This window comes from Pseudomonas sp. 20-5, from assembly GCF_056782835.1.
Window position 1 is genome coordinate 2316784 of the sequence record NZ_CM165584.1, and the last position, 20695, is coordinate 2337478.

General features: G+C 65.6%; 24 protein-coding genes and 3 tRNA genes. 11 read left to right on the forward strand and 16 right to left on the reverse strand.

Annotated elements, in window-relative coordinates:
• The first annotated feature begins 94 nt into the window (after positions 1–94).
• Together AC1RB9_RS10890 and ospR are read left to right on the forward strand one after the other, a co-directional pair.
• Positions 95–580 carry a glutathione peroxidase gene (locus AC1RB9_RS10890; RefSeq protein ID WP_003090910.1) on the forward strand — a complete coding sequence of 162 codons (486 nt, stop codon included), beginning with the start codon at positions 95–97 and terminating at the stop codon, positions 578–580.
• A complete protein-coding gene (gene ospR, locus AC1RB9_RS10895) occupies positions 577–1068 on the forward strand; it encodes a hydroperoxide stress response transcriptional regulator OspR (protein WP_003114767.1) in 492 nt (163 codons plus the stop codon). Before AC1RB9_RS10890 ends, ospR begins: the two co-directional genes overlap by 4 nt.
• An 18-nt stretch (positions 1069–1086) precedes the next feature.
• Here the strand turns inward: ospR and sagS are convergent, their stop codons facing one another.
• Complete coding sequence (gene sagS / locus AC1RB9_RS10900) at positions 1087–3447, reverse strand: two-component system sensor histidine kinase/response regulator SagS (protein WP_003158678.1); 2361 nt, start codon at positions 3445–3447, stop codon at positions 1087–1089.
• A gap of 82 nt (positions 3448–3529) precedes the next feature.
• On the opposite strand from sagS, the gene AC1RB9_RS10905 reads away from it, so the two are divergent.
• Positions 3530–4420 (forward strand): ATP-binding protein, encoded by an 891-nt coding sequence (locus AC1RB9_RS10905; RefSeq protein WP_003143737.1) that lies wholly within the window; start codon positions 3530–3532, stop codon positions 4418–4420.
• On the forward strand, positions 4417–4899 hold the full coding sequence (locus AC1RB9_RS10910; RefSeq protein WP_003090905.1) for a GAF domain-containing protein: 483 nt from the start codon (positions 4417–4419) through the stop codon (positions 4897–4899). Before AC1RB9_RS10905 ends, AC1RB9_RS10910 begins: the two co-directional genes overlap by 4 nt.
• Positions 4900–4908: 9 nt before the next feature.
• On the opposite strand, the gene AC1RB9_RS10915 is transcribed toward AC1RB9_RS10910, so the two are convergent.
• Positions 4909–5571 carry a glutathione S-transferase family protein gene (locus tag AC1RB9_RS10915; protein ID WP_003114770.1) on the reverse strand — a complete coding sequence of 221 codons (663 nt, stop codon included), beginning with the start codon at positions 5569–5571 and terminating at the stop codon, positions 4909–4911.
• Between the two features lie 61 nt (positions 5572–5632).
• Positions 5633–6406, reverse strand: coding sequence for a hypothetical protein (locus tag AC1RB9_RS10920; RefSeq protein WP_003090903.1), 774 nt, complete (start codon positions 6404–6406; stop codon positions 5633–5635).
• A gap of 217 nt (positions 6407–6623) precedes the next feature.
• On the opposite strand from AC1RB9_RS10920, the gene AC1RB9_RS10925 reads away from it, so the two are divergent.
• The 3 genes from AC1RB9_RS10925 to AC1RB9_RS10935 all read left to right on the forward strand — a co-directional run bounded on the left by AC1RB9_RS10925 (position 6624) and on the right by AC1RB9_RS10935 (position 6937).
• Positions 6624–6699: transfer RNA gene (locus tag AC1RB9_RS10925), tRNA-Glu, on the forward strand.
• A gap of 2 nt (positions 6700–6701) precedes the next feature.
• Positions 6702–6777 (forward strand) — tRNA-Gly (locus tag AC1RB9_RS10930).
• Positions 6778–6861: 84 nt separating this feature from the next.
• Positions 6862–6937 (forward strand) — tRNA-Gly (locus tag AC1RB9_RS10935).
• A 209-nt stretch (positions 6938–7146) separates the two neighbouring features.
• Here the strand turns inward: AC1RB9_RS10935 and AC1RB9_RS10940 are convergent.
• The 13 genes from AC1RB9_RS10940 to AC1RB9_RS11000 form a co-directional block, all read right to left on the reverse strand.
• A complete protein-coding gene (locus AC1RB9_RS10940) occupies positions 7147–7467 on the reverse strand; it encodes a RebB family R body protein (protein WP_003108983.1) in 321 nt (106 codons plus the stop codon).
• A 62-nt stretch (positions 7468–7529) separates the two neighbouring features.
• Complete coding sequence (locus tag AC1RB9_RS10945) at positions 7530–7850, reverse strand: RebB family R body protein (RefSeq protein ID WP_003108980.1); 321 nt, start codon at positions 7848–7850, stop codon at positions 7530–7532.
• Between the two features lie 150 nt (positions 7851–8000).
• Positions 8001–8546, reverse strand: a complete 546-nt coding sequence (locus tag AC1RB9_RS10950) for a hypothetical protein (RefSeq protein ID WP_003452364.1) — start codon at positions 8544–8546, stop codon at positions 8001–8003.
• A gap of 53 nt (positions 8547–8599) precedes the next feature.
• A complete protein-coding gene (locus AC1RB9_RS10955) occupies positions 8600–8839 on the reverse strand; it encodes a hypothetical protein (protein ID WP_003116567.1) in 240 nt (79 codons plus the stop codon).
• 23 nt (positions 8840–8862) lie between these two features.
• Positions 8863–9057 (reverse strand): hypothetical protein, encoded by a 195-nt coding sequence (locus AC1RB9_RS10960; protein WP_003116569.1) that lies wholly within the window; start codon positions 9055–9057, stop codon positions 8863–8865.
• Positions 9058–9067: 10 nt separating this feature from the next.
• Positions 9068–11209, reverse strand: coding sequence for a hypothetical protein (locus AC1RB9_RS10965; protein WP_003452361.1), 2142 nt, complete (start codon positions 11207–11209; stop codon positions 9068–9070).
• Between the two features lie 50 nt (positions 11210–11259).
• Entirely contained in the window at positions 11260–11892 is a 633-nt protein-coding gene (locus AC1RB9_RS10970; protein WP_003108962.1) for a hypothetical protein, read from the reverse strand.
• Positions 11893–11922: 30 nt separating this feature from the next.
• A complete protein-coding gene (locus AC1RB9_RS10975) occupies positions 11923–12165 on the reverse strand; it encodes a RebB family R body protein (RefSeq protein WP_003090893.1) in 243 nt (80 codons plus the stop codon).
• A 69-nt stretch (positions 12166–12234) separates the two neighbouring features.
• Entirely contained in the window at positions 12235–12828 is a 594-nt protein-coding gene (locus AC1RB9_RS10980; protein WP_003116572.1) for an RNA polymerase sigma factor, read from the reverse strand.
• A 65-nt stretch (positions 12829–12893) separates the two neighbouring features.
• A complete protein-coding gene (locus AC1RB9_RS10985; RefSeq protein WP_003090891.1) occupies positions 12894–13619 on the reverse strand; it encodes a Crp/Fnr family transcriptional regulator in 726 nt (241 codons plus the stop codon).
• Positions 13620–13883: 264 nt separating this feature from the next.
• Entirely contained in the window at positions 13884–14294 is a 411-nt protein-coding gene (locus AC1RB9_RS10990; RefSeq protein ID WP_003090890.1) for a PA2817 family protein, read from the reverse strand.
• Positions 14295–14352: 58 nt separating this feature from the next.
• Positions 14353–14733 carry a PA2816 family glutamine-rich protein gene (locus tag AC1RB9_RS10995; RefSeq protein ID WP_003119883.1) on the reverse strand — a complete coding sequence of 127 codons (381 nt, stop codon included), beginning with the start codon at positions 14731–14733 and terminating at the stop codon, positions 14353–14355.
• A 128-nt stretch (positions 14734–14861) separates the two neighbouring features.
• The gene (locus AC1RB9_RS11000; protein ID WP_003108955.1) at positions 14862–17309 is read right to left on the reverse strand and encodes an acyl-CoA dehydrogenase; all 2448 of its coding nucleotides are present in this window, start codon (positions 17307–17309) and stop codon (positions 14862–14864) included.
• 152 nt (positions 17310–17461) lie between these two features.
• Between AC1RB9_RS11000 and AC1RB9_RS11005 the strand changes: the two genes are divergently transcribed.
• The 4 genes from AC1RB9_RS11005 to AC1RB9_RS11020 all read left to right on the forward strand — a co-directional run bounded on the left by AC1RB9_RS11005 (position 17462) and on the right by AC1RB9_RS11020 (position 20652).
• On the forward strand, positions 17462–18133 hold the full coding sequence (locus AC1RB9_RS11005; RefSeq protein WP_003098789.1) for a transglutaminase-like domain-containing protein: 672 nt from the start codon (positions 17462–17464) through the stop codon (positions 18131–18133).
• 114 nt (positions 18134–18247) lie between these two features.
• Positions 18248–18868, forward strand: coding sequence for a glutathione S-transferase family protein (locus tag AC1RB9_RS11010; RefSeq protein ID WP_003108953.1), 621 nt, complete (start codon positions 18248–18250; stop codon positions 18866–18868).
• A gap of 75 nt (positions 18869–18943) precedes the next feature.
• Positions 18944–19876: an ABC transporter ATP-binding protein gene (locus tag AC1RB9_RS11015; protein WP_003090885.1), complete on the forward strand. Its 933-nt coding sequence runs from the start codon at positions 18944–18946 to the stop codon at positions 19874–19876.
• Entirely contained in the window at positions 19873–20652 is a 780-nt protein-coding gene (locus tag AC1RB9_RS11020; protein WP_003090884.1) for an ABC transporter permease, read from the forward strand. The genes AC1RB9_RS11015 and AC1RB9_RS11020 overlap by 4 nt, the downstream gene beginning before the upstream one ends.
• Positions 20653–20695 lie beyond the last annotated feature (43 nt).

Genomic DNA, 20695 nt, shown 5'->3' on the forward strand with positions numbered 1-20695 from the left:
TTGGTTCGGGTCGTTTTTCATTCAATCAATTTGTGTGCAATTGAATTGCGAGCTACTTTGTTTCGAGACCCACCCTCAACAAGGAAGACAAGCCATGAGCGATTCGCTGCTGAGCATTCCCTGCACCACCATCAAGGGCGAACAGAAGACCCTGGCCGATTTCGGCGGCAAGGCGCTGCTGGTGGTGAACACCGCCAGCAAGTGCGGCTTCACCCCGCAGTACCAGGGGCTGGAGGCCTTGTGGGAAAAATACCGTGAGCGCGGACTGGTGGTGCTCGGGTTCCCCTGCAACCAGTTCGGCAAGCAGGAACCGGGTGACGAGGGCGAGATTTCGCAGTTCTGCGAACTGAACTACGGGGTGAGCTTCCCGCTGTTCAGGAAGATCGAGGTCAACGGCGCCGGCGCCCACCCGTTGTTCGTCAGCCTGAAGAAGCGCGCGCCGGGCCTGCTCGGCAGCCAGGGCATCAAGTGGAACTTCACCAAGTTCCTGATCGGCCGCGATGGCCAGGTGGTGAAGCGCTATGCGCCGACCACCAAGCCGGAGGAGCTGAGCTCGGCGATCGAGGCGCTGCTTGAATGAGCACCCGGGGAAAAGTCGCCAGGCCGGATGGCGTCGAAGAATCGCTGCTGCTCGACAACCAGCTGTGTTTCAAGCTGTACGCCGCCTCGCGCGCGGTGATCCGCGGCTATCGGCCGCTGCTCGAACAGATCGGCCTGACCTACCCGCAGTACCTGGTCATGCTGGTGCTCTGGGAGTGGCATGCGAGCCCGCCGGAGCAGCCGACGGTGAAGGCCCTGGGCGACCGCCTGCTGCTCGACTCCGGAACCCTGACGCCCTTGCTCAAGCGTCTCGAACAGCTCGGCCTGGTGGATCGCCGTCGCGCCAGTCACGATGAGCGGGAAGTGCACCTGACGCTGACGGTGCCGGGGATCACCTTGCGCGAACGGGTCATTCCGCTGCGCCAGCAGCTGATCTGCAGCACCGGTTTCGACCTCAACGAGATGTTCGACCTGCACCAGCGCCTGGGCGGATTGCTGTCGCGCTTCCGTCTGGTGGTAGGAGGCTAGCCGTCGTCGCGAGGCCGGCTAGTCGCTCGCGGTGAGCGGGCACCAACGGTCGAGGATGGCTTTCAGTTCATCGCGGTGGAAAGGCTTGGCCAGGTAGTCGTCCATGCCGGCGGCACGACAACGTTCGCGCTCGTCCGGCAGGGCGTTGGCGGTCAGTGCGATGATCGGCAGGCCGCCCCAGCGTCCGCTGTCGCGGATCTGCCGGGTCGCTTCGTAGCCGTCCATCACCGGCATGTTGCAGTCCATCAGGACCAGGTCGATGGGATGCTCCTCCAGCATCTTCAGGGCATTCAGCCCGTGTTCGGCGATCCATACCTGGCAGCCGAGCTTGTGCAGCAGGCCCTTGGCGACCAACTGGTTGACCGGGTTGTCCTCCACCAGCAGGACCCGGGTGTTGCGCTGTTCTCCCGTGGTGTCCGAGGCGCTCGACGGGGCTATGGCAGTGTGTTCGAGCACGTGTTTCAGGGCCTGGTACAACTGGTTGCGACTCAGCGGCCTGGCCAGTTGGCGCAGCGGCGACAGGCGGCGGGCCAGCTCCGGTTCGAGGAAACTGCCGTAGGCGGTGACCAGCAGGATCGGTGTACCGATGCTCGGACGCAGTCCCATCAGACAGTCCGGGCAATCCGATATCAGTACGTCGAGCGAGTGGCCGAGCAGGCTGTCGTCGGTCTCCAGACGCTTGTACTCCAGGCCCCAGCGCGGCAGCCAGGTTTGCAGCAGCTGCGCCAGCCCGCTGTTGGCCGAGCATTGCGCGATCACCCGGCCGCGCAGCGGCAGCGCCTGCAGCGGAGGGCTGACCGGCGCCAGCGGCAGGCCGACGCTGAACAGGCTGCCCAGGCCGACCGTGGACTCCACCGTCAGCTCGCCCTGCATGGCCTCGCACAGCTTGCGCGTGAGGGCCAGGCCGAGGCCAGTGCCGCCGTATTGGCGGGTGATACCCGCGTCGGCCTGGGTGAACGGTTGGAAGATGCGATCCAGCGCCTCCTGGGCGATACCGATGCCAGTGTCGCGCACACTGATGCGCACACCCTCGGCGGTGGCTTCCACGCGAACGTCGACCCGCCCCAGGCGGGTGAACTTCAGCGCGTTGGACAGCAGGTTGCTGACGACCTGGCGAATCCGCGTCGGGTCGCCGGAAACCTGGGCGGGCAGGGCGGGGTCGACCAGGCAGGTCAACTCCACGCCGGCCGCGGCGTTCTGCGAGAGGAGGCTGGCGGTGTCTTCCACCAGGACGCCCAGGTCGAACGGGATCTGTTCCAGGACCAGTTGCCCGGCCTCGAACTTGGAGAGGTCGAGCACGTCGTTGAGCAATTCCACCAGCACCTTGCCGGAGTCGTGGGCGATCGACAGTTGCTGGCGCTGTTCCGGGGTGAGCGGGCCGTCGAGGCTCAGCGAGAGCATGCCGAGCAGGCCGTTCAGCGGCGTGCGGATCTCGTGGCTCATGTTGGCCAGGAAGCTGGCGCGGGCCTGGGCCATATCGAGAGCGGTCTGGCGGGCTTCTTCGAGTTCCTGGTTGGATAGCGTCAGGCGCGCGTTGGCGGCCTTCAGCTCGGCGGTACGGGCGGCGACGATGCTTTCCAGCTCCTCCAGGTACTGGGTCAGGCGGTTCTCCGCCTCCCGGCGCTGTTCGATCTCTACCGAGATGCGCCCGAGCTGGCGGTTGATGACTTCCACCAGCACGCCGATCTCGTCGCGTTCGTGGCCCTTGGGGCAGGGCAGGCGCATGCGTGCCGGCGAGCGTGGATCGTGTCCGCTGAGGGCCTGGATCAGGCTGACCAGGGGCTTGGTCAGCAGGGTATAGAAGAGCACCAGCAGGATCAGCGACAGCAGCAGGCTGCGCACGAAGCCGGAGAGCAGGGTGATGCCGGCGCGACGGAGGAAGTCGTTGCCGAACACGAAGGTGTCGATTTCCAGGTGCAGTACGCCGAGGGCCTCGCCCGGCGCATGGTCGACATGCAACGGGTCCTCGTAGACCCGCTTGTGGCCGAAGAGGAAGTCGCTGAGCGGCCGCAGGCGGCTTTCGGCGGATTCGCGCGAGGCGCTGGCCAGCGGCAGGCCGGAGGTGTCGATGATTTCCGCGCGGACCACGGCGGGCGAACGGAGCAGGCCGAGGACCAGCTCCTGGGCCAGCTCCGCATCGATGTTGTAGGCGATTCGCGCGGCGGGGTTGTGGCTGACGTCCAGCAGCGCGCGCACTTCGCGATTGATGGATGCGTCCTGGCTGGCATAATCGACGCCAACCTGAATCAGGCTGAGCAGGGTTCCCAGGATAAAGGCCACCAGCACGGTGAGGCTGGCCTGTTTGAACGACAGGCGATGGGTCAGCGCTATATCCATGGGGGCGGGGATCAGCCTTGGCGAGGTTCTGCCGCCTAGCATAGCCCATCCCGACCGTCTGTCGGGGTTCCTGGGCGCAACCGATGATCGATCCGTGACGTCAGTCCGATCCGAGGAGAACAGAGTGGATTCCCGATTGAGCGATTTTCTTGCCCGCGCCGAAAGCGTGCTCGCGCGCCTGGAGCCGCTGCTGCCGGCCGTACGCGAAGCCGTCGACTGGGAGCGCAGCCTGGCGGCGCGCTGGCACCGCGACGGCCGTAGCGGCTACCTGCAGCCGCTGGAGGTCAGCCTCGACCTGCGCCTGGCCGACCTGCTGGGCGTAGAGCGGCAGCGCGAGCAACTGGAACGCAACACCCGCCAGTTCGTCGCCGGCCAGCCGGCCAACCACGCCTTGCTCTGGGGGGCCCGCGGGACCGGCAAGTCCTCCCTGGTTCGTGCGCTGCTGGCCGAGCTGGCCGGCGCCGGGCTGCGCCTGATCGAGATCGAGCGCGACCACCTGGCCGACCTGCCGCGCGTGGTGGAGCAACTGCAAGGCCTGCCACAGCGCTTCGTGCTGTTCTGCGACGACCTCTCGTTCGATGCCGGGGAAGGCGACTACCGGGTACTCAAGAGCGTGCTCGACGGCTCGCTGGAACAGGCGCCGGAGAATGTGCTGCTCTACGCCACCTCCAACCGCCGGCACCTGGTTTCGGAGAAGCAGAGCGACAACGAGAACTGGAAGATGGTGGACGGCGAGCTGCATCCCAACGAAGCGGTGGAGGACAAGATCGCCTTGTCCGACCGTTTCGGCCTGTGGCTGTCGTTCTATCCCTTCACCCAGGAGCATTTCCTCAGCGTGGTTCGCCACTGGGTGGACGTGCTCGCGGAGAAGGCCGGGCTGGCCTGGAGCTGGAGCGAGGAACTGGAGAAGGAAGCGATCCGCTGGGCGCTTGGCCGCGGCAACCGCAACGGCCGTTGCGCCTATCAGTTCTCCCGCTACTGGGTGGGCAAGCAACTGCTGGAGCGCCAGGCATGATCGATCTGCAGCAATCTGGCGCCGGGCTGGCCGGCTACGCCCTGCTGGCGGCGCAGGCCGAGGCGCTGTTCGCCGACGAGCGCGATTTCATTGCCAACGCCGCGCAGTTCTCCGCCTTTCTCTTCCATGAGCTGGGCGACCTGAACTGGGCCGGCTTCTATCTGAACCGCAACGAGGAGCTGGTCCTGGGACCGTTCCAGGGCAAGGTCGCCTGCGTCCGCATCCCCTTCTCCAAGGGCGTCTGCGGCGCCGCGGCGCGTACCCGGCTGACCCAGCGGGTCGACGACGTCCACGCGTTTCCCGGCCACATCGCCTGCGACAGCGCTTCCAGCAGCGAACTGGTGGTGCCCCTGCTCAAGGACGGCCGCCTGGTCGCTGTGCTCGATCTGGACAGCCCGAGCGTGGGACGCTTCAGCGCCGAGGACCAGGCCGGGATCGAAGGCCTGGTGGAGATATTCCTGCGCCTGACGGACTGCTGAGCGACGCGTTCAGGCTTTCGCTGCGAGCTTGTCGAGGGTCCGTCGTTCCCCCGGCAGCAGCGCTTGCATCGCCGGGCGTTCGAGCATCCGCGCGAAATGCGCGGCGAGGGCCGGCCAGCGTTGCTCGTCCAGGTTTTCGCCGGCGTGACGCAGGTTGACCAACTGGCTGGCGATCGCCAGGTCGGCGAGGGTCAGTCGCTCGCCGACGAAGAAGGCCCGGCCGTCGAGATGGTTTTCCAGGTAATCGAAGTGCGCTGGCAGCTTTTCCTCCAGCGCGCGACGCACGTCGTTCTCCTCGCAGGCCTGGCCCATCGCCGGCTTGAGTATCCGGTTGCGGAAGATCGTCAGCGTGGCCAGGGGAGCGATCTCGTAGTCGGCGTATTTTTCCAGCCAGCGCACCGCTGCGCGGCTGGCGGGGGCGTCGCCCTGGAGATTCGGCGGTTCGGGATAGCGTTCTTCCAGGTACTGGCAGATCACGCTGGAGTCGGCGAGGGCCAGGTCGCCGTCGCGCAACGCCGGGATGCGGCCCAGCGGACTGATCTCGCGATACCAGGCCGGCTGGCCGAACGGGGCGATCGCTTCCAACTGGTAGTCGAGGCCCTTTTCGGCCAGGAGCAGGCGGACCTTGCGGACGAACGGAGACAGCGGGGCTCCGTAGAGTGTCAGGCTCATAACGATTTCCTCGGTCGATATGAGCCTGGGTTATAGCACGGCTGCCGTAGGCAGGCCGGAATCAGTCGTAGACGTTCTTCTTCTTCCACAGGTCGTCTGCATCGAGGGCCTTCAATCCCTCGTTGAGTTCGCTGGGCTCCTCGCTCGCCGGCTGGCTGTTGTTCAGCACCATCGCGTTGGCGCGGGCCAGCTGCGCTTCCATCTGCTGCAGCTCCGCCTGGTAGCGCGCCAGCTCGGGCTGCTTGCGCAGGTACTGGGCGCCGCGTTCGAAGGCCAGGCGCGCCTGGCGCGGTTCGTTCTGCTGCAGGGCCTGCTGGCCGAGATTGCCGAAGAACTCGATATGCAGGCGCACCAGGAGGTGGCGAATCTCCTTGACCCAGATCTGCGCCTCGCTGCGCGGCAGGTGGCCGTCCTGGGTGAAACGGGTGAGCTGGGCATGCAGGGCTTCGAAGAGGAAGCGGACTTCCTTGGCCTTGTCCTCGGTCAGGATCGCCTGGGGCGGATTGCGCACCGGGATCGACTCGCCCTTGGCGACCAGCGCGCGCAACTCTTCTATACGAGCCTTGAGCCCGGCATCGGCTTTCTTCTCCAGCGCCAGTTGCTGCTCGCTGAGGCTGAGCTCGATCTGGCTCATCAACAGCTTCAGCGACGGGCTGACGAACTGGCCGGGAAGGCTCTCGGAAATCTGCGCGCAGCGCCGGACCCGGTCGTTGAGTTCGGCCTTCAGGCGCGCTTTCTCCAGCTTGCTGTTTTCCACCACGTGGTTGATATAGCCAATGGCGATGAGGAGGGCGATCCCGCCGATGATGAGGGCGGTAATGAGGAGTGGCGACACCTTGGGACTCCGCTGTAAGAATTTTCTCAGTCTAATGTCTTGGTGCTACCACTGATAGCAGCAGCTCATTATTTGCACAGAAGTCTTTGATTTAAAAAAATTTTCTCAGAAGGGTTGACGCCTCCCCGGACGCTCCATAAAATGCGCGCCACTTCCAGCGTGAAGCCAAACGCGAAACACTGGAAGCCGGAAAGATCTGTTGTAAGTTCCGGGCCGCGTCCCCTTCGTCTAGTGGCCTAGGACACCGCCCTTTCACGGCGGTAACAGGGGTTCGAGTCCCCTAGGGGACGCCATTGCGGGAATAGCTCAGTTGGTAGAGCACGACCTTGCCAAGGTCGGGGTCGCGAGTTCGAGTCTCGTTTCCCGCTCCAAATTCTACAACCTGGCTTCGGCGGGGTTGGTGAAAGTTAGGCGTCAAAGGTTCGGTTTCGGCCGAACGGGCAACAAGTTGTAACGCGGGAATAGCTCAGTTGGTAGAGCACGACCTTGCCAAGGTCGGGGTCGCGAGTTCGAGTCTCGTTTCCCGCTCCAAACATGATCCAGGTTTCGGCCTGGGTCGAAGAGAAAAGGGCCTTCGGGCCCTTTTTTCGTTTCTGCGATCCGCACCGCCCTGGTGCTTTTCCCGATTCCCCCCATGTTCCCCTCGGCAGGCCGCTGTCCCGCCGCATCTGCTCGCTCGATCGTCGAGACGAAAAAGGCCACTCGTGGAGTGGCCTTCTCTGGTGGAGCGACGGCGGCGATCAGGGCAGCGCTTTGAGCACCGTCAGCAGGCTGGTGAGGTTGTCGGCCACGCCCAGCTGGCCGATCTTCTCGGTGGCGCCGCCGGCGGCGCTGGTATCCAGACTGTAGATCTGCATCACGCCCATGTTGGAAGCGGCCAGGGCCAGGGCGTTCTGCTGTTGCTGGGCAGCTACCGAATTCTCGAACAGGATGCCGGTGGAGTGGGCCATGGTCTGGAAGATCGAGCCCAGCGCCATGGCCGGGGCTTCACCGATCACCTTGACGTTGGACTGGGTGACGGCATCGGTGATCTGGTTGTTTACTGCGGTTGGGAAGCTCATGGTGATTCTCCTGAATCATTGCGAAGGATGTACGGCGATTGCTTGGACCCGGCGGGTCAGGCTCAGGTGAAGGATTTCAGTACGGTCAGCAGGCTGGTGAGGTTGTCGGCCACGCCCAACTGGCCGACTTTCTCGGTGGCTCCGGCATCGGCGGCGGTGTCGAGGCTGTAGATCTGCATCACGCCCATGTTGGAGGCGGCCAGGGCCAGGGCGTTCTGCTGTTGCTGGGCGCTCACCGCGTTCTCGAAGAGAATCCCGGTGGAGTGGGCCATGGTCTGGTAGATGGTGCCCAGCGCCATGGCTGGCGCCTCACCGACGACCTTGACGTTGGACTGGGTGACGGCATCGGTGATCTGGTCGTTGACTGCGGTCGGAAAACTCATGATGTGACTCCCTGTGAGTGAACGGCACGGCTCATGTCGTGCTGTCTTGATGAACGCTCCAGCCAGGGAGTTGTGAATCCGTCGGCGCCAGGCCTGGCGGGCGGCGAAAATGCAAGCGCCCCGCGAGGCGGGGCGCTTGTCGGTGCGGTCTCATGCGGCGGGCGGGTCGGGCTTGTCCGGCGGCGGTGCGGACGTGTTGTGGTTGCTCTGGTTGAAGATGGCGATAGCGTTCTCCAGTTGCTGCTTGAGCGAGCCGAAGTTCTGCTCGAAGCACAGGCGTACCTCGCTCTTCACTAGGTTGGCCAGGCGGTCGGCAATCTGCGACATCACCAACTGGTTGGCGCTTGCCTGGCCGCTCTGCAGGTGGCCGGGACGCAGTTCGGCCAGGCTGCCGGCGGCATTGACCGCCTCAAGAATCGCCTGCTCGCCGCTGTCCTGGGCGCGGAGGGCCTGGGTCGAGGCCTGCTGGACGTTCTGCAGGATCTGGCGGATGGAGCCTTCGGAACGCTGCCGGCCGTTCTCGATCACCTGTTCGGCCTGCTGTCGCGCGTGCACGGCCGGATCGCTGCTGGCGTCGTTGCCGAGGCCGAGCTGGAACTGTCTCAACTGCTCGTGTTCTTCGCTGGTGAGGGGGCGTTTCAGCCAGAGTTGCGCCAGCTGGACCAGATTCCTCCCCAATTCTTCCGAGATCGACATGCGCGGACTCCTCTGCGATAGACGCGCGGTGCGCGGGGTGTCGTGGCGAGGCTTCAGTACTGCTGCGTGCCGTCCGCCGAGGGGGCCTGCGCGCTGCCGCCGGTATCGCCGGGGTAGGCGGCGGCAGCGGCCTGCAGGGTGCTGTAGGCGGTGCTCAACTGCACCGCCAACTGTCCAAGGCTGGCCGGGTCGTCCACGCTGTCTCCCTGGGACAGGGCCTGGAGCCAGCCTTGCAGGCATTCGGTGAGGAGTGCCTTGACCTGGGTGACGAGGGTTTCGAGTTCTTCTTTCATGACGCTTCTCCTGGGGTGGGTGCTCATCCGAGCAGTTTCAGCACGGCCAAGAGCTTGGCCGCATCGCTGTCCGATATTTCCAGCAGGCGCTTTCCGCTCGCCGGCCTGCTGGGGGGCGGTTGGTCCCGTGTCTCCTCGCTGGCGTCCGGCGAACGCTGCGCCGGGCGGTCCGCGGCGGCGAGCGCGCGGCGTCTGATGTAGCGTGCGTAGGCGCTCATCGGTCGCTCCTCAACTGCTGCGGGTGGAGATGCGCACGACCGAGGCGGGGGCGGCGAACCCTTCGAAGCGCTGCAGCTCTCGGTCCCGATGGGGCGCGCCGGCCAGGTCGACGGCGCCGATGGTTTCCTCCCAGTAGGCGCTGCCCAGTTGCACCAGCAGGCGTTGGGCATTCTCCAGCGAAGCGACCGGTACCCGGCCGTGGCGGTCCGCGGCGGCATAGTTGAGCAGGAGCGCCATGCGGATCGCTTCGTCCTGTACGTTGGAGTGCTCGACACCCTGGCCGTCGGCGCCCAGCAGATAGGAGCGCCAGTTGAGGACCTGGGCGAAGAGGCGCCGGTAGGCTTCGAACTGGAAGTAGCGATCCTCCTCGGAGCGGTAGAGCGCGCACTGACTTACGAAGAACTGTTCCAGCGCGGGTTTCGCCCAGCCGGGTGTACCCGGGAGGTGTTCGCCCAGTTCGTCGAAGCCGCTCTGGCTTTCCGCCAGGGCATGGACGTACTGCATCTGTTGTGGGTCCAGGCGCTGTTCGCCCTGGTAGGCGATGGCCAGGCTGAGTTCCTTGAGCTGGTCGGTGCCGACGTATCCGTCGAGATGGCGCAGGCCACGGTTCAGGCGGTATTCCTGCAGCGAGTCGAAGAGGCCGGAGGCGCCGGTAATGAAATTGCTTCCCAGGTTGGTGTCGAAGCACAGCTCGGGGAACTTGCTGGCCAGATAGTTGCGGTAGTAGTAGGCATGGCCGGTGCGCAGGCTGAACAGATCGCTCTCCAGCAGGCGGCGGTAGTAGCTGTTGCCGTCGGCGTCGCGGCTGGCCAGCGCCTGGCAGAGGTTCACGACGTTGGTGCGGGCGTAGTAGGCGACCAGGGCCTGGGTAGTCCCGCTGGTGATGTCGAAGCGGCGTAGCCGCAGGCCGGAGGAGGTCAGGCTGTTGCCGAAAAACAGTTCGTCGAAAAGGCCGGCGAGGGCGCTGGGCGCCTTGTCACGGTCCTGCAGGTTCTCCCGTTCGCGTAGCCGCGCCTTGCCCTGGCGGATGGTGTTGCCATAGCACTTCCAGGCATAGGCGGAGAGCGCTGCGTAGAAATCGTCCAGCGCGTTGGCGTTGCGCAGGAAGTAACCGCACAGCGACCGGTTGTCGTCGGACACCCCGGTCCCCTCTCCACAATGGATGTGCAGGACCACCTTGCGGGTTTCCGGCTTGCCGTCCAGGTAGCGGCGAAACACCGCGGCCTGTTCGAGGAGGAAGTCGAAGAACTGTCGGTACAGGCCGGTAGCGGTCTCCATGCCGAGCAGGTCGATGCCGACCAGCCGGGCCTGCGGTGGCTGCCCCTGCTGTATTTCGAAATGACGGAGGATCCTGTGCAGCTCGGCATCGAAGGCGGCTTCGCTGGCATAGCCATGCGCGGTGTGGGCGAGCAGGCGGTAGGCGGTCTTCTCGGAGGCGTTGAATTGTTCGAACAGGGAATCGAGGACGGCCACCTCGTCTTCCCCCGTCGCCGTCTGGGTATGGCTGATTCCTTCGTGGAGGAGGAACCCCAGCGTCAGGCAGGCGAATTCGCCCGGATGGCGATCGCGGATGGCGCCGCGGGCCCAGTAGGCGTCGTCGAACGGCGTGTACTTGTTGCCGCTCCAGATCTTGCGGTTGAAGTAGCGGACGAACTGGTCCGTCTCGCTGTCGCGAACCGCGCTCGCACCGAGCAGTTCCAGGGTGCCGAGGTAGATCGCCGGCTGGTCGATGGTCGCTGGCGGCGAGGTCCGGCCAAAACGTTGTGCCAGGATGAGGCAGGCGAGATAGATGTTCTCCGCCGCGCATTCGCCGCGCAGGTAGCCCTGACGGTCGGTCGCGGCGAACGGATTGCGCCTGACCATCCGCTGCAGAGCCAGTTCGAACAGCTCATAGTGCGCGGCCTGGCGAGCCTCCTCCAGCGCCTTGCCGTCGACGTCCGGGGCGACGCCGCGGGCACTCATCAGCAGCCCGATCAGGGAAAGCTCCTGGCCTTTCTCCAGGCTCACCTGCCGCTCGCCGACGCGGAAGACCCGGCGGTCGCGCGTCCAGCGGCTGTTGCTTACCACCGGCAGGATGCCGGCGAAGTGACTATGGAAGTCGAAGGGATAGCGATGGAACCTGACCGGTTCTTCCAGCTTGAAATAGGCCATGACGGCTCTCCTGTGCCAGGGCCGGGCGCCGCCGGCCCCGTCGGTGGTGGCTACGATTGGGTGTCCTTGCCGCCGCGACTGGCGAGGGTCTCGCTGTACTTGGCGATGCTCTGGTCGATCTTGTCGATGGCGAAGCTGGCCGATTCCGCCTCGATCGCCCCGGCCGCCGCGGCTACCGCGGCGGCAGCGCCCATCAGCAGGTCGGTGGCAAGGGCGCCGAGCGCGTCCTCGGCAGCCTGGGCCAGCTTGTTTTCGGCGATGTTCTGGGTCATCTGCCGGAGCAGGATCGCCTGGCTGGCCAGGGCGATCTTGCTGACTCCGTCGAAGTAGCTGGCGGCGGATTGCGCCACCAGCCCGGAGGCCTGGCTGATCATCATGTTCGGCGCGATGGCGATCTGCGACGGCGCATAGCCGGCGGTTTCGCTGTTGCTCATCTGCACCGCCTGCACGACTTGACTGTTCAGGGCGCTGGTGTCCGGTGGCGGCGCCTCGGTCTGCTTGAGCAGGCGCTCGCTCATGCCGGCCAGCGGCGAAGGGCGCGACGGCAGCTTCACGTCGCCGTTGGCGGACGCCCTGCCGCCGCTGGCTGGCGTCTGCCGGCCGGCCTCGCCAGGGGCGGCGGCTTGCTCGCTGTCGCCGGATGGCGCGGGCGCGGGCGCGGATTTCTTGCCGAAGCCGAACATGTCTGGGCACTCCTGGGATCAAGGGGCGGGTCAGATACCTTTCTTGTCTTCTATCGCCATGATCATCGACACCGCCTTGGAAACCACCGCGGTGGAGATCTGGTTCAGGGCCTGCTGGCTGTAGACTGCGTTCTGCAGGGACAGGCCGGCGGAATGGCTGGCGATCTGGTAGAGCGCGGCGATGGCCTGGGCCGGGGCTTCGGCGACCACCTTGACGTTGGTCTGGGTGACGGCATCGGTGATCTGGGCATTCACAGCCGTGGGGTCAGCCATGGGACTCTCCTTGAATGGGCAGGTGCTCGTCGGGCAGGGGGGCCGGTCGCACGGGCCTCGACTCGCTTGTCAGGAATGAACGCGGCTGCGTCTGTCTTGTGAAACGTCGCCGGCGAAAAAGTCGGCGCTCAGCCGCGAGCGCAGCAACTGCACGCGCTTGCGCACCAGCGGCGGGGCGATGCCGAGTTGGCTGGCGATGTCGGCATAGGGCAGTTCTTCGATGAAGCGCAGCTCGAAGAGCTGCTGCTGTTGGCGCGACAGCGAGGCCAGGGCCTTGTCCACCTGGTCGAGACGTTCCAGCTGCTCCAGGCGTTCCAGCGGCGAGCCGACGGCGGCGAAGCGCTCCAACTGGCCATCGTGCAGGTCGATGCCGCGGTCGATGAGGCGGTCCTCGCGGATCTGGTGGCGCGCGCTGTCCAGGTAGACGTGTTCCAGGACCAGGAACAGGAAGCCCTGGGGGTCGCGTACCCGCTCCGGTGACTGGCGCAGGAACAGCATCGCCTTGACCGCGGTGCTCGACAGCCATTCTTCGGCCCGATGGCTGTTGCCGCGCGCAAGGCGTTGCGCGCGTTTGCGCAGGCCAGCCTGCGCGGCACGCCAGCTTTCCTCGAACAGGCGATCGGAACCGGTTTCGTTGCCGCCTGGCTGATTCGGACGATCCATAACCGCTACCTCCCTGGTTGCTCGTGTCGGCGAGCAGTCTGTGAGGCGGGCGGTGGGCGAGGCTGTTACCTGGGTGACAGGGGCGCGGCCGGCAGTTCGGCCTTGCGTCGTAGGCGACCGAGGTCGTTGATCAGGATCCGGTCGTTGTGGCAGCTGATCAGCCCTTCGCGTTTCCATATTTGCAGTTGCGCGTTGAGCTTCGGGCGGCTGGCGTTGAGCATCGCTGCTAGGATGCTCTGGTTGGTCGGTAGCGTCGCGCAGGCTCCCTCGGGCTGTTCGCTCGCCAGGCTGGCCAGGAGATGGCGCGCCAGGCGCGACTCCAGGCGATGCAGGCAGACCCTCTCGACGAAACCGGAGGCTTCGCGCAGGCGCGAACAGAGGAGGGCCAGCGCGCGGTTGAGGAATTCCGTGTCGGCGATCAACGGGGCGAAGTGACGTCGGTGGAGGATCAGCACCGACGCCGCGCCGGAGGCGTAGGCGGAGGTCTCGCGGCGGTTCGGCTGGATCAGCGCGGTTTCCCCGATCACTTCGCCAGGACGGATGTCATTGACGATCAGTTCCCGCCCGTCCGGCCCGTAGAGCACGGTATAGAGGTGTCCGCCGAGGACCAGGCCGATGAAGTCTTCAGGGTCGTGCTTGAGGAACAGGACGTCCTTGTCGCGCAACCGGCGCTCCGACGCATGGGTCGCCACGTGCCGCAGCAGATCGGGCAGCCCGTGCAGCAGCGGGCACCGTTGCAGCAGGGTGTAGTGGCGTGAACAGCGGTCTTCCGTTGACTCGTTCGAGTGCATGCCTGCGCCTTCGCCAGATTGATCGGCAGCTCCGGCGAGGTACGACATGCTCGCTGCAGAGCAATCAGTGGGGACGTGTGCGGCGAAGGGGTGTGAAGCTCCGGCTACCCGGCAGAACTGCTAGGTACGGACTCGGCGCGCTCCGGCAATCGGGCGGGCGGTCCGTTTTTTATTCGGAAAGGGTAGCGAGGTTTGGGCTGGCGGGAGGCGGCCCCGAGCGCACGGATGGCGGTCGGGGCGGGACGGCCGGTGGCCGTGGCGGGCTCAGTGCCGCGGGCTGTCCTCGGGCAGCGCGAGCAACTGCTTTTCGCGGTTCCAGTCGAACGTTTCGCCGCGCTCTTCGGCTTCGTAGCGGCGCTCGTCGAGGCGCTGGAACAGGTCGATCTCTTCGTCCGGCATGAAGTGCAGGCAATCGCCGCCGAAGAACCACAGCAGGTCGCGAGGTACCAGGTGGGCGATCTGCGGATAGCGGTGGAAGACCTGGGAAATCAGGTCCTGGCCGAGGTATTGGGCGCCTTCCGGGTCGCGCGGCAGTTCGTCCATCAGTTCGTCGAAACGCTCGAGGAACAGCCCGTGGTTTTCTTCCGGCACCTGCTCGGCCTCGCCCAGGGCGCCGAGGATGTTGCGCAGGTGCTGGAGCAGGGCGAGGTGGTGCTCGAGGTAGGAGTTGGCCATGACGGGTCCTCTGGAAAAAAGCTGGGCAGTATAAAGGGTTTCGCGGCGCCGGCCAGTTTCAGCGGATCGCTGGGGACTGGCTCTGGCGCCGGCGGTTTTCCAGTTGCCGGCGTTCGCTGTCGAGGCGCCGCTGGTCCTGCTCCAGGCGCCAGCGCTGCTGGTCCAGTTGCTGCTGGCGGATCAGGTTGTCCTGCATCTGTCGCTGCTGCCGTTGCCGCTGCAGGTTCTGCTGCTGGCGTTGCAGTTGATCCTGCTGCAATTGCAGGCGTTGTTCGTCGAAGCGCTGGCGCTGTTCCTGGAGCTGGCGTTGGCGCTGTTCGCCGGCGCGCTGCACCGCCTGCTGGTGCGGTTGCACGCCATAGGGCGCAGGCGGTGCGGCCTGCGCCGGGGGCAGGAGGAGAAACGAGGCTGCCAGGCCGGTGGCAAGTAGCTTGAGCATGATGGCCTCCCGTACGTCAGGGATGTGCCCGTCGATTCTAGCCAATCGCCCGGGTTTGGGTGGGTGAAGACGACAAAGGCGCCGGAAGGCGCCTTTGTCGGTTGCGACTGTCGCTTTGCCGCGGAGTGTCAGCGGATCCTGCCGTCGGCCAGTTGCAGTTCCTCCTTGGCGAAGTCGTCGACGTCGATCACCTTGCGCCGTGCCGCTTCGGCCTGGTGCAGGGCCTGCGCCTGCTCGGCGCTCAGCACGCCGGCGGCGGCGCCGGCATCGATCGGGTTCTGCCCCGCTTGCGGCTGGACCCTGCCTTCCTTGATCGCCTTGTGCAGGGTTTTCTCCAGCGCGGCGCTTTCGCGTACCGCGTCGAAGGCGTGGGCGAGGGCACCGACCGGGTCCTGCGGGTCTTTCGGCAGGAACGCGCCGGCGAGGATCGCCTGCAACGCCGGGTCGTCGTCCGGACGGCCGAGGATTTCCGCGATCTCGGCGTCCAGTTCGTCGCCCGGCCCTTTGTGCCGGCGGCCGAACGGCAGTACCAGGACCTTCAGCGCGCAGCCGAAGAAGCGGCTGGGGAAGTTGTTCAGCAGGTCCTCCAGCGCCGCCTCGGCCTTGCCGAGGTTTTCCTCCATGGCCCAGCGCAGCAGCGGATGCAGGTAGTCCGGGTTGCCCAGGTCGTGGTAGCGCTTGAGCGCCGCCGAGCCCAGGTAGAGATAGCTGAGGACATCGCCGAGACGCGCGGAGAGGCGTTCCTTGCGCTTCAGTTCGCCGCCCAGCAGCATCATGCTGAAGTCGGCGAGCAGGGCGAAGGACGCCGCCAGGCGGTTCAGCGCGCGGAAGTAGGGACGGCTGATGCGGTCGCCGGGCGCGTTGCCGAGGTGGCCGCAGCTGAGACTGAGGAGGAAGCTGCTGGCGGCGTTGCCGACGGCGAAGCCGATGTGCTTCACCAGCAGCGCGTCGAACTCGCGGGCGGCCTGGTCCTTGTCCTCGCGCTGGGCCAGTTCCATTTCCTTGAGCACGTACGGATGGCAACGGATCGCGCCCTGGCCGAAGATCATCAGGTTGCGCGAGAGGATGTTCGCGCCTTCCACCGTGATGAAAATCGGCGCGCCCTGCCAGGAACGACCCAGGTAGTTGTTCGGGCCCATGATGATGCCCTTGCCGCCATGGATGTCCATGGCATGGGCGATGCACTCGCGGCCGCGCTCGGTGAGGTGGTACTTGAGGATCGCCGAAAGCACCGAGGGCTTCTCGCCGAGGTCCACCGCGTTGGCGGTGAGGATTCGCGCGCTGTCCATCAGCCAGGCGTTGCCGCCGATGCGGGCGAGCGCCTCCTGGATGCCTTCGAAGGCGGCGATCGGCACGTTGAACTGCTCGCGGACCTGGGCGTAGCGACCGCTGACGTAGCTGCTGGCCTTGCCGGCGCTGGTGCCCACCGCCGGCAGCGAGATGGAGCGTCCGACCGACAGGCAGTTCATCAGCATCATCCAGCCTTTGCCGATCATTTCCTGCCCGCCGATGATGTACTCCAGCGGCACGAACACGTCCTTGCCGGAGTTCGGACCGTTCATGAAGGCGGCGCCCAGCGGCACGTGGCGGCGGCCGATCTCGACCCCGGGGGTGTCGGTGGGGATCAGCGCCAGGGTGATGCCCAGGTCCTCCTCGTCGCCCAGCAGATGGTCCGGGTCGTGGCACTTGAAGGCCAGGCCGAGGAGGGTGGCCACCGGGCCGAGGGTGATGTAGCGCTTTTCCCAGGTCAGGCGCAGGCCGAGCACCTCGCGACCTTCCCATTCGCCCTTGCAGACGATGCCGACGTCGGTCATGCCGCCGGCATCGGAGCCCGCGTAGGGGCCGGTGAGGGCGAAGCAGGGGATGTCGTCGCCCTTGGCCAGGCTCGGCAGGTAGCGCTGGCGCTGCTCGTCGGTGCCGTAGTGGAGCAGCAGCTCGGCCGGGCCGAGGGAGTTCGGCACCATCACCGTCGAGGCCAGGTCGCCGCTACGGGTGGCGAGCTTCATCACTACCTGCGAGTGGGCGAAGGCGGAGAAGCCCTTGCCGCCGTACTCCTTGGGAATGATCAGGCCGAAGAAGCCGTGCTGCTTGATGAAGGCCCAGGCTTCTTCCGGCAGGTCCATGCGCTGGCCGATGTCCCAGTCGCTGACCATGGCGCAGAGTTCTTCGGTCGGGCCGTCGACGAAGGCCTGCTCTTCTTCGGTGAGTTGCGCCTTGGGGTAGTCGAGCAGTTTCTGCCAGTCCGGGCGGCCGCTGAACAATTCGCCATCCCACCACACGGTGCCCGCCTCGATGGCCTCGCGCTCGGTGTCGGACATCGGCGGCAGGACTTTCTGGAACCAGGCGAACAGCGGACCGCTGAGCACGCGCCGGCGCAGGTCAGGCAGGGCGAGGGGAAGCGCCACCGCCAGCCAGAGCAGCCAGAAGACCAGCAGCAGCCAGCCGGGCGCGTGGCTGAACACGCCCATCAGGATCAGGTAGGCGGCGCTGATGCCGAGCGCGGGAGCGGGTGGGGTACGCCGATGGGCGAGGTAAGCGACACCGAGTACCAGTACGACTAACCAGAGCAACAACATGCGGAATCCTCCATGAAGACGCCAGGCGGCGTCTCGAGCTTAGCCCGTTTGCCGCCGTTTGGCGGCAGGGCCGGTCAGCTTGGCCGGTTTGTCACGTTATAGGCGAAAACTTCCCGTTTAGACTGGGACAAATTGCCCGCCGGGAGCCCGCCATGCAGTCCTACCTACAATCCGGCCGCTTCGTGGATAGTGACCACCCGGTGGTGGTGGAGTTCGCGGAAAAATCCCGGGGGAATTCGGCGAAACCGCGTGACCAGGCGGTCGCGCTGTACTACGCGGTACGCGACGGGGTGCGCTACAACCCCTACGTGTTCAGCCGCGATCCGCAGACCCTGAAGGCCAGCCACGCGCTGCAGCAGGGCGAGTCCTATTGCGTGCCCAAGGCCATCCTGCTCGCCGCCTGCGCTCGGCATTGCCGGATTCCGGCGCGGATCGGCCTGGCCGACGTCCGCAACCACCTGGCCACGCCGCGCCTGCTGGAGGCGCTGCGCAGCGAGGTGTTCGCCATGCACGGCTATACCGAACTGTACCTCGAGGGCCGCTGGGTGAAGGCCACCCCGGCGTTCAACCGTGCCTTGTGCCGCGCCTTCGACGTCGCTCCGCTGGAGTTCGACGGCGTCGCCGACAGCGTCTTCCATCCATTCAACCGCCAGGGCGAGCGCTACATGGAGTACCTGGCCGATCACGGCCAGTTCGCCGACCTGCCGGAGGAACTGTTCTTCTCCCACTTGCAGCAGCACTATCCGCACCTGTTCTCCGGCCGCCCGCTGGCCCTGGACGGCGATTTCCAGGCCGAGGCCGGGCAAGATGAAGGGCGTCGATAGTCACCATCAGCCGGCGCGTCTTCCTTCTTCGGTCCATCCTCGGTAGGGTGCGGCATGTCGTCCGGGCGCTCCGGCGACCCATCCGCCGCATCAACCGAAGAGGGAACGCAGAGTATGTTGACCATCTGGGGCCGGAAGAACTCGAGCAATGTGCGCAAGGCGTTGTGGTGCGCCGAGGAGGCTGGCCTGGAGTACCGGACGGTGGATGCCGGCGGGGCGTTCGGCCTGGTGGATGAGCCGGCGTTCCGCGCGATGAACCCGAACGGTCGGGTGCCGGTGATCGAGGACGACGGCTTCGTCCTCTGGGAGTCCAACGCCATCGTCCGCTACCTGGCCGCCCGCTATGCGCCGGGCGACCTCTATCCGCAGGACCCGGTGCGCCGCGCCGACGCCGACAAGTGGATGGACTGGACCACCTCGACTCTCGCCGGGCCGTTCCGCGACCTGTTCTGGGGAACGCTGCGTACGCCGCCGGAGCAACGCGACGAGGCCCTGATCGCAAAGGCGTTGCAGACCTGCGGCGAGTTGCTGCGGGTGCCGGACCAGACCCTGGCCGGCCAACCCTGGCTGTCCGGCGAACGCTTCGGCATGGGTGACATTCCCCTGGGCTGTTTCATCTACGCCTGGTTCGAGATGCCCATCGAGCGCCCGCCGCTGCCCCACCTCGAGGCCTGGTACCTGCGCTTGCGCGAGCGCCCGGCGTTCCGCACCGCGGTAATGACCGAACTGACCTGAGCCGGCTACTGTTGCATTTTGTTACCCGTAGCCTTATCTAGCTCTTCCTCTTCACCTTCCGACACGGGAAGCCTAATGAGTTCCGCCCTGTCCATCCGTCAATTGACGAAAACCTACGGCAACGGTTTCCAGGCCCTCAAGGGCATCGACCTGGACGTCGCCGAAGGTGATTTCTTCGCCTTGCTCGGCCCCAACGGCGCGGGCAAGTCCACCACCATCGGGATTCTCTCGACCCTGGTGAACAAGACCAGCGGTTCGGTCTCGGTGTTCGGCCACGACCTCGACAAGGACCCGGCCGGCCTCAAGCGTTGCCTTGGCGTGGTGCCGCAGGAGTTCAACTTCAACCAGTTCGAGAAGGTCTTCGACATCGTCGTGACCCAGGCCGGCTACTACGGCATCCCGGCGAAGATCGCCAAGGAGCGCGCCGAGCGCTACCTGACCCAACTGGGCCTGTGGGACAAGCGCAACGAAGCCTCGCGGATGCTCTCCGGCGGCATGAAGCGGCGCCTGATGATCGCCCGCGCACTGGTCCACCAGCCGCGCCTGCTGATCCTCGACGAGCCCACCGCCGGGGTCGACATCGAGCTGCGTCGTTCGATGTGGAGCTTCCTCACCGAACTCAACCAGGAAGGCATCAGCATCATCCTCACCACCCACTACCTGGAAGAGGCGGAGCAGCTCTGCCGCAACATCGCCATCATCGACCACGGCGAGATCGTGCAGAACACCAGCATGCGTGACCTGCTGATGACCCTGCATTCGGAAACCTTCCTGCTCGACCTGAAGAACGTCCAGGCCCTGCCGCCGACTCTCGACGGCTACCCGACGCGGCTGGTGGACGATCACACCCTCGAAGTGCAGGTGGAGAAAAGCCAGGGCATCAACGATCTGTTCGCCCAGTTGGGCGCACAAGGCATCGAGGTACTGAGCCTGCGCAACAAGACCAATCGCCTGGAGGAGCTGTTCGTGTCGCTGGTGGAGAAGAACCTGACGAGGATCGCCCGATGAGCAGCGAGCTGAGCGCCAACCTGGTCGCCCTGAACACTATCGTCTACCGCGAGGTGCGCCGCTTCACCCGGATCTGGCCGCAGACCCTGCTGCCGCCGGCGATCACCATGGTCCTGTACTTCGTGATCTTCGGCAATTTGATCGGCCGGCAGATCGGCGACATGGGCGGCTTCACCTACATGGAATACATCGTGCCCGGCCTGATCATGATGTCGGTGATCACCAACGCCTACGGCAACGTGGTGTCGAGCTTCTTCGGCAGCAAGTTCCAGCGCTCGGTGGAGGAGCTGCTGGTGTCGCCGGTATCGCCGCACACCATCCTCCTCGGCTACACCATCGGCGGCGTACTGCGCGGCCTGGCGGTGGGGGTGATCGTGACCATGCTGTCGCTGTTCTTCACCAAGCTGCAGGTGCACCACCTGGGCATCACGGTGCTGGTGGTGGTGCTTACCGCGACCATTTTCTCCCTGGGCGGTTTCATCAACGCGGTGTTCGCGCGCAACTTCGACGACATCTCGATCATCCCGACCTTCGTGCTGACGCCGCTGACCTACCTGGGCGGGGTGTTCTACTCGATCAACCTGCTGCCGCCGTTCTGGCAGACAGTGTCGCTGGCCAACCCGATCCTGCACATGGTCAACGCCTTCCGCTACGGCATCCTCGGCGTCTCCGACATTCGCATCGGCGTGGCCATCGGCTTCATGCTGCTGGCCACCGCGGTGCTCTATCTCGGCTGCGTAAGGCTGCTGGTGAGCGGGCGCGGCATGCGCCAATGAAGCGCTCGAAGGCATGAAACAGAAGCCCCCGTCATGGGGGCTT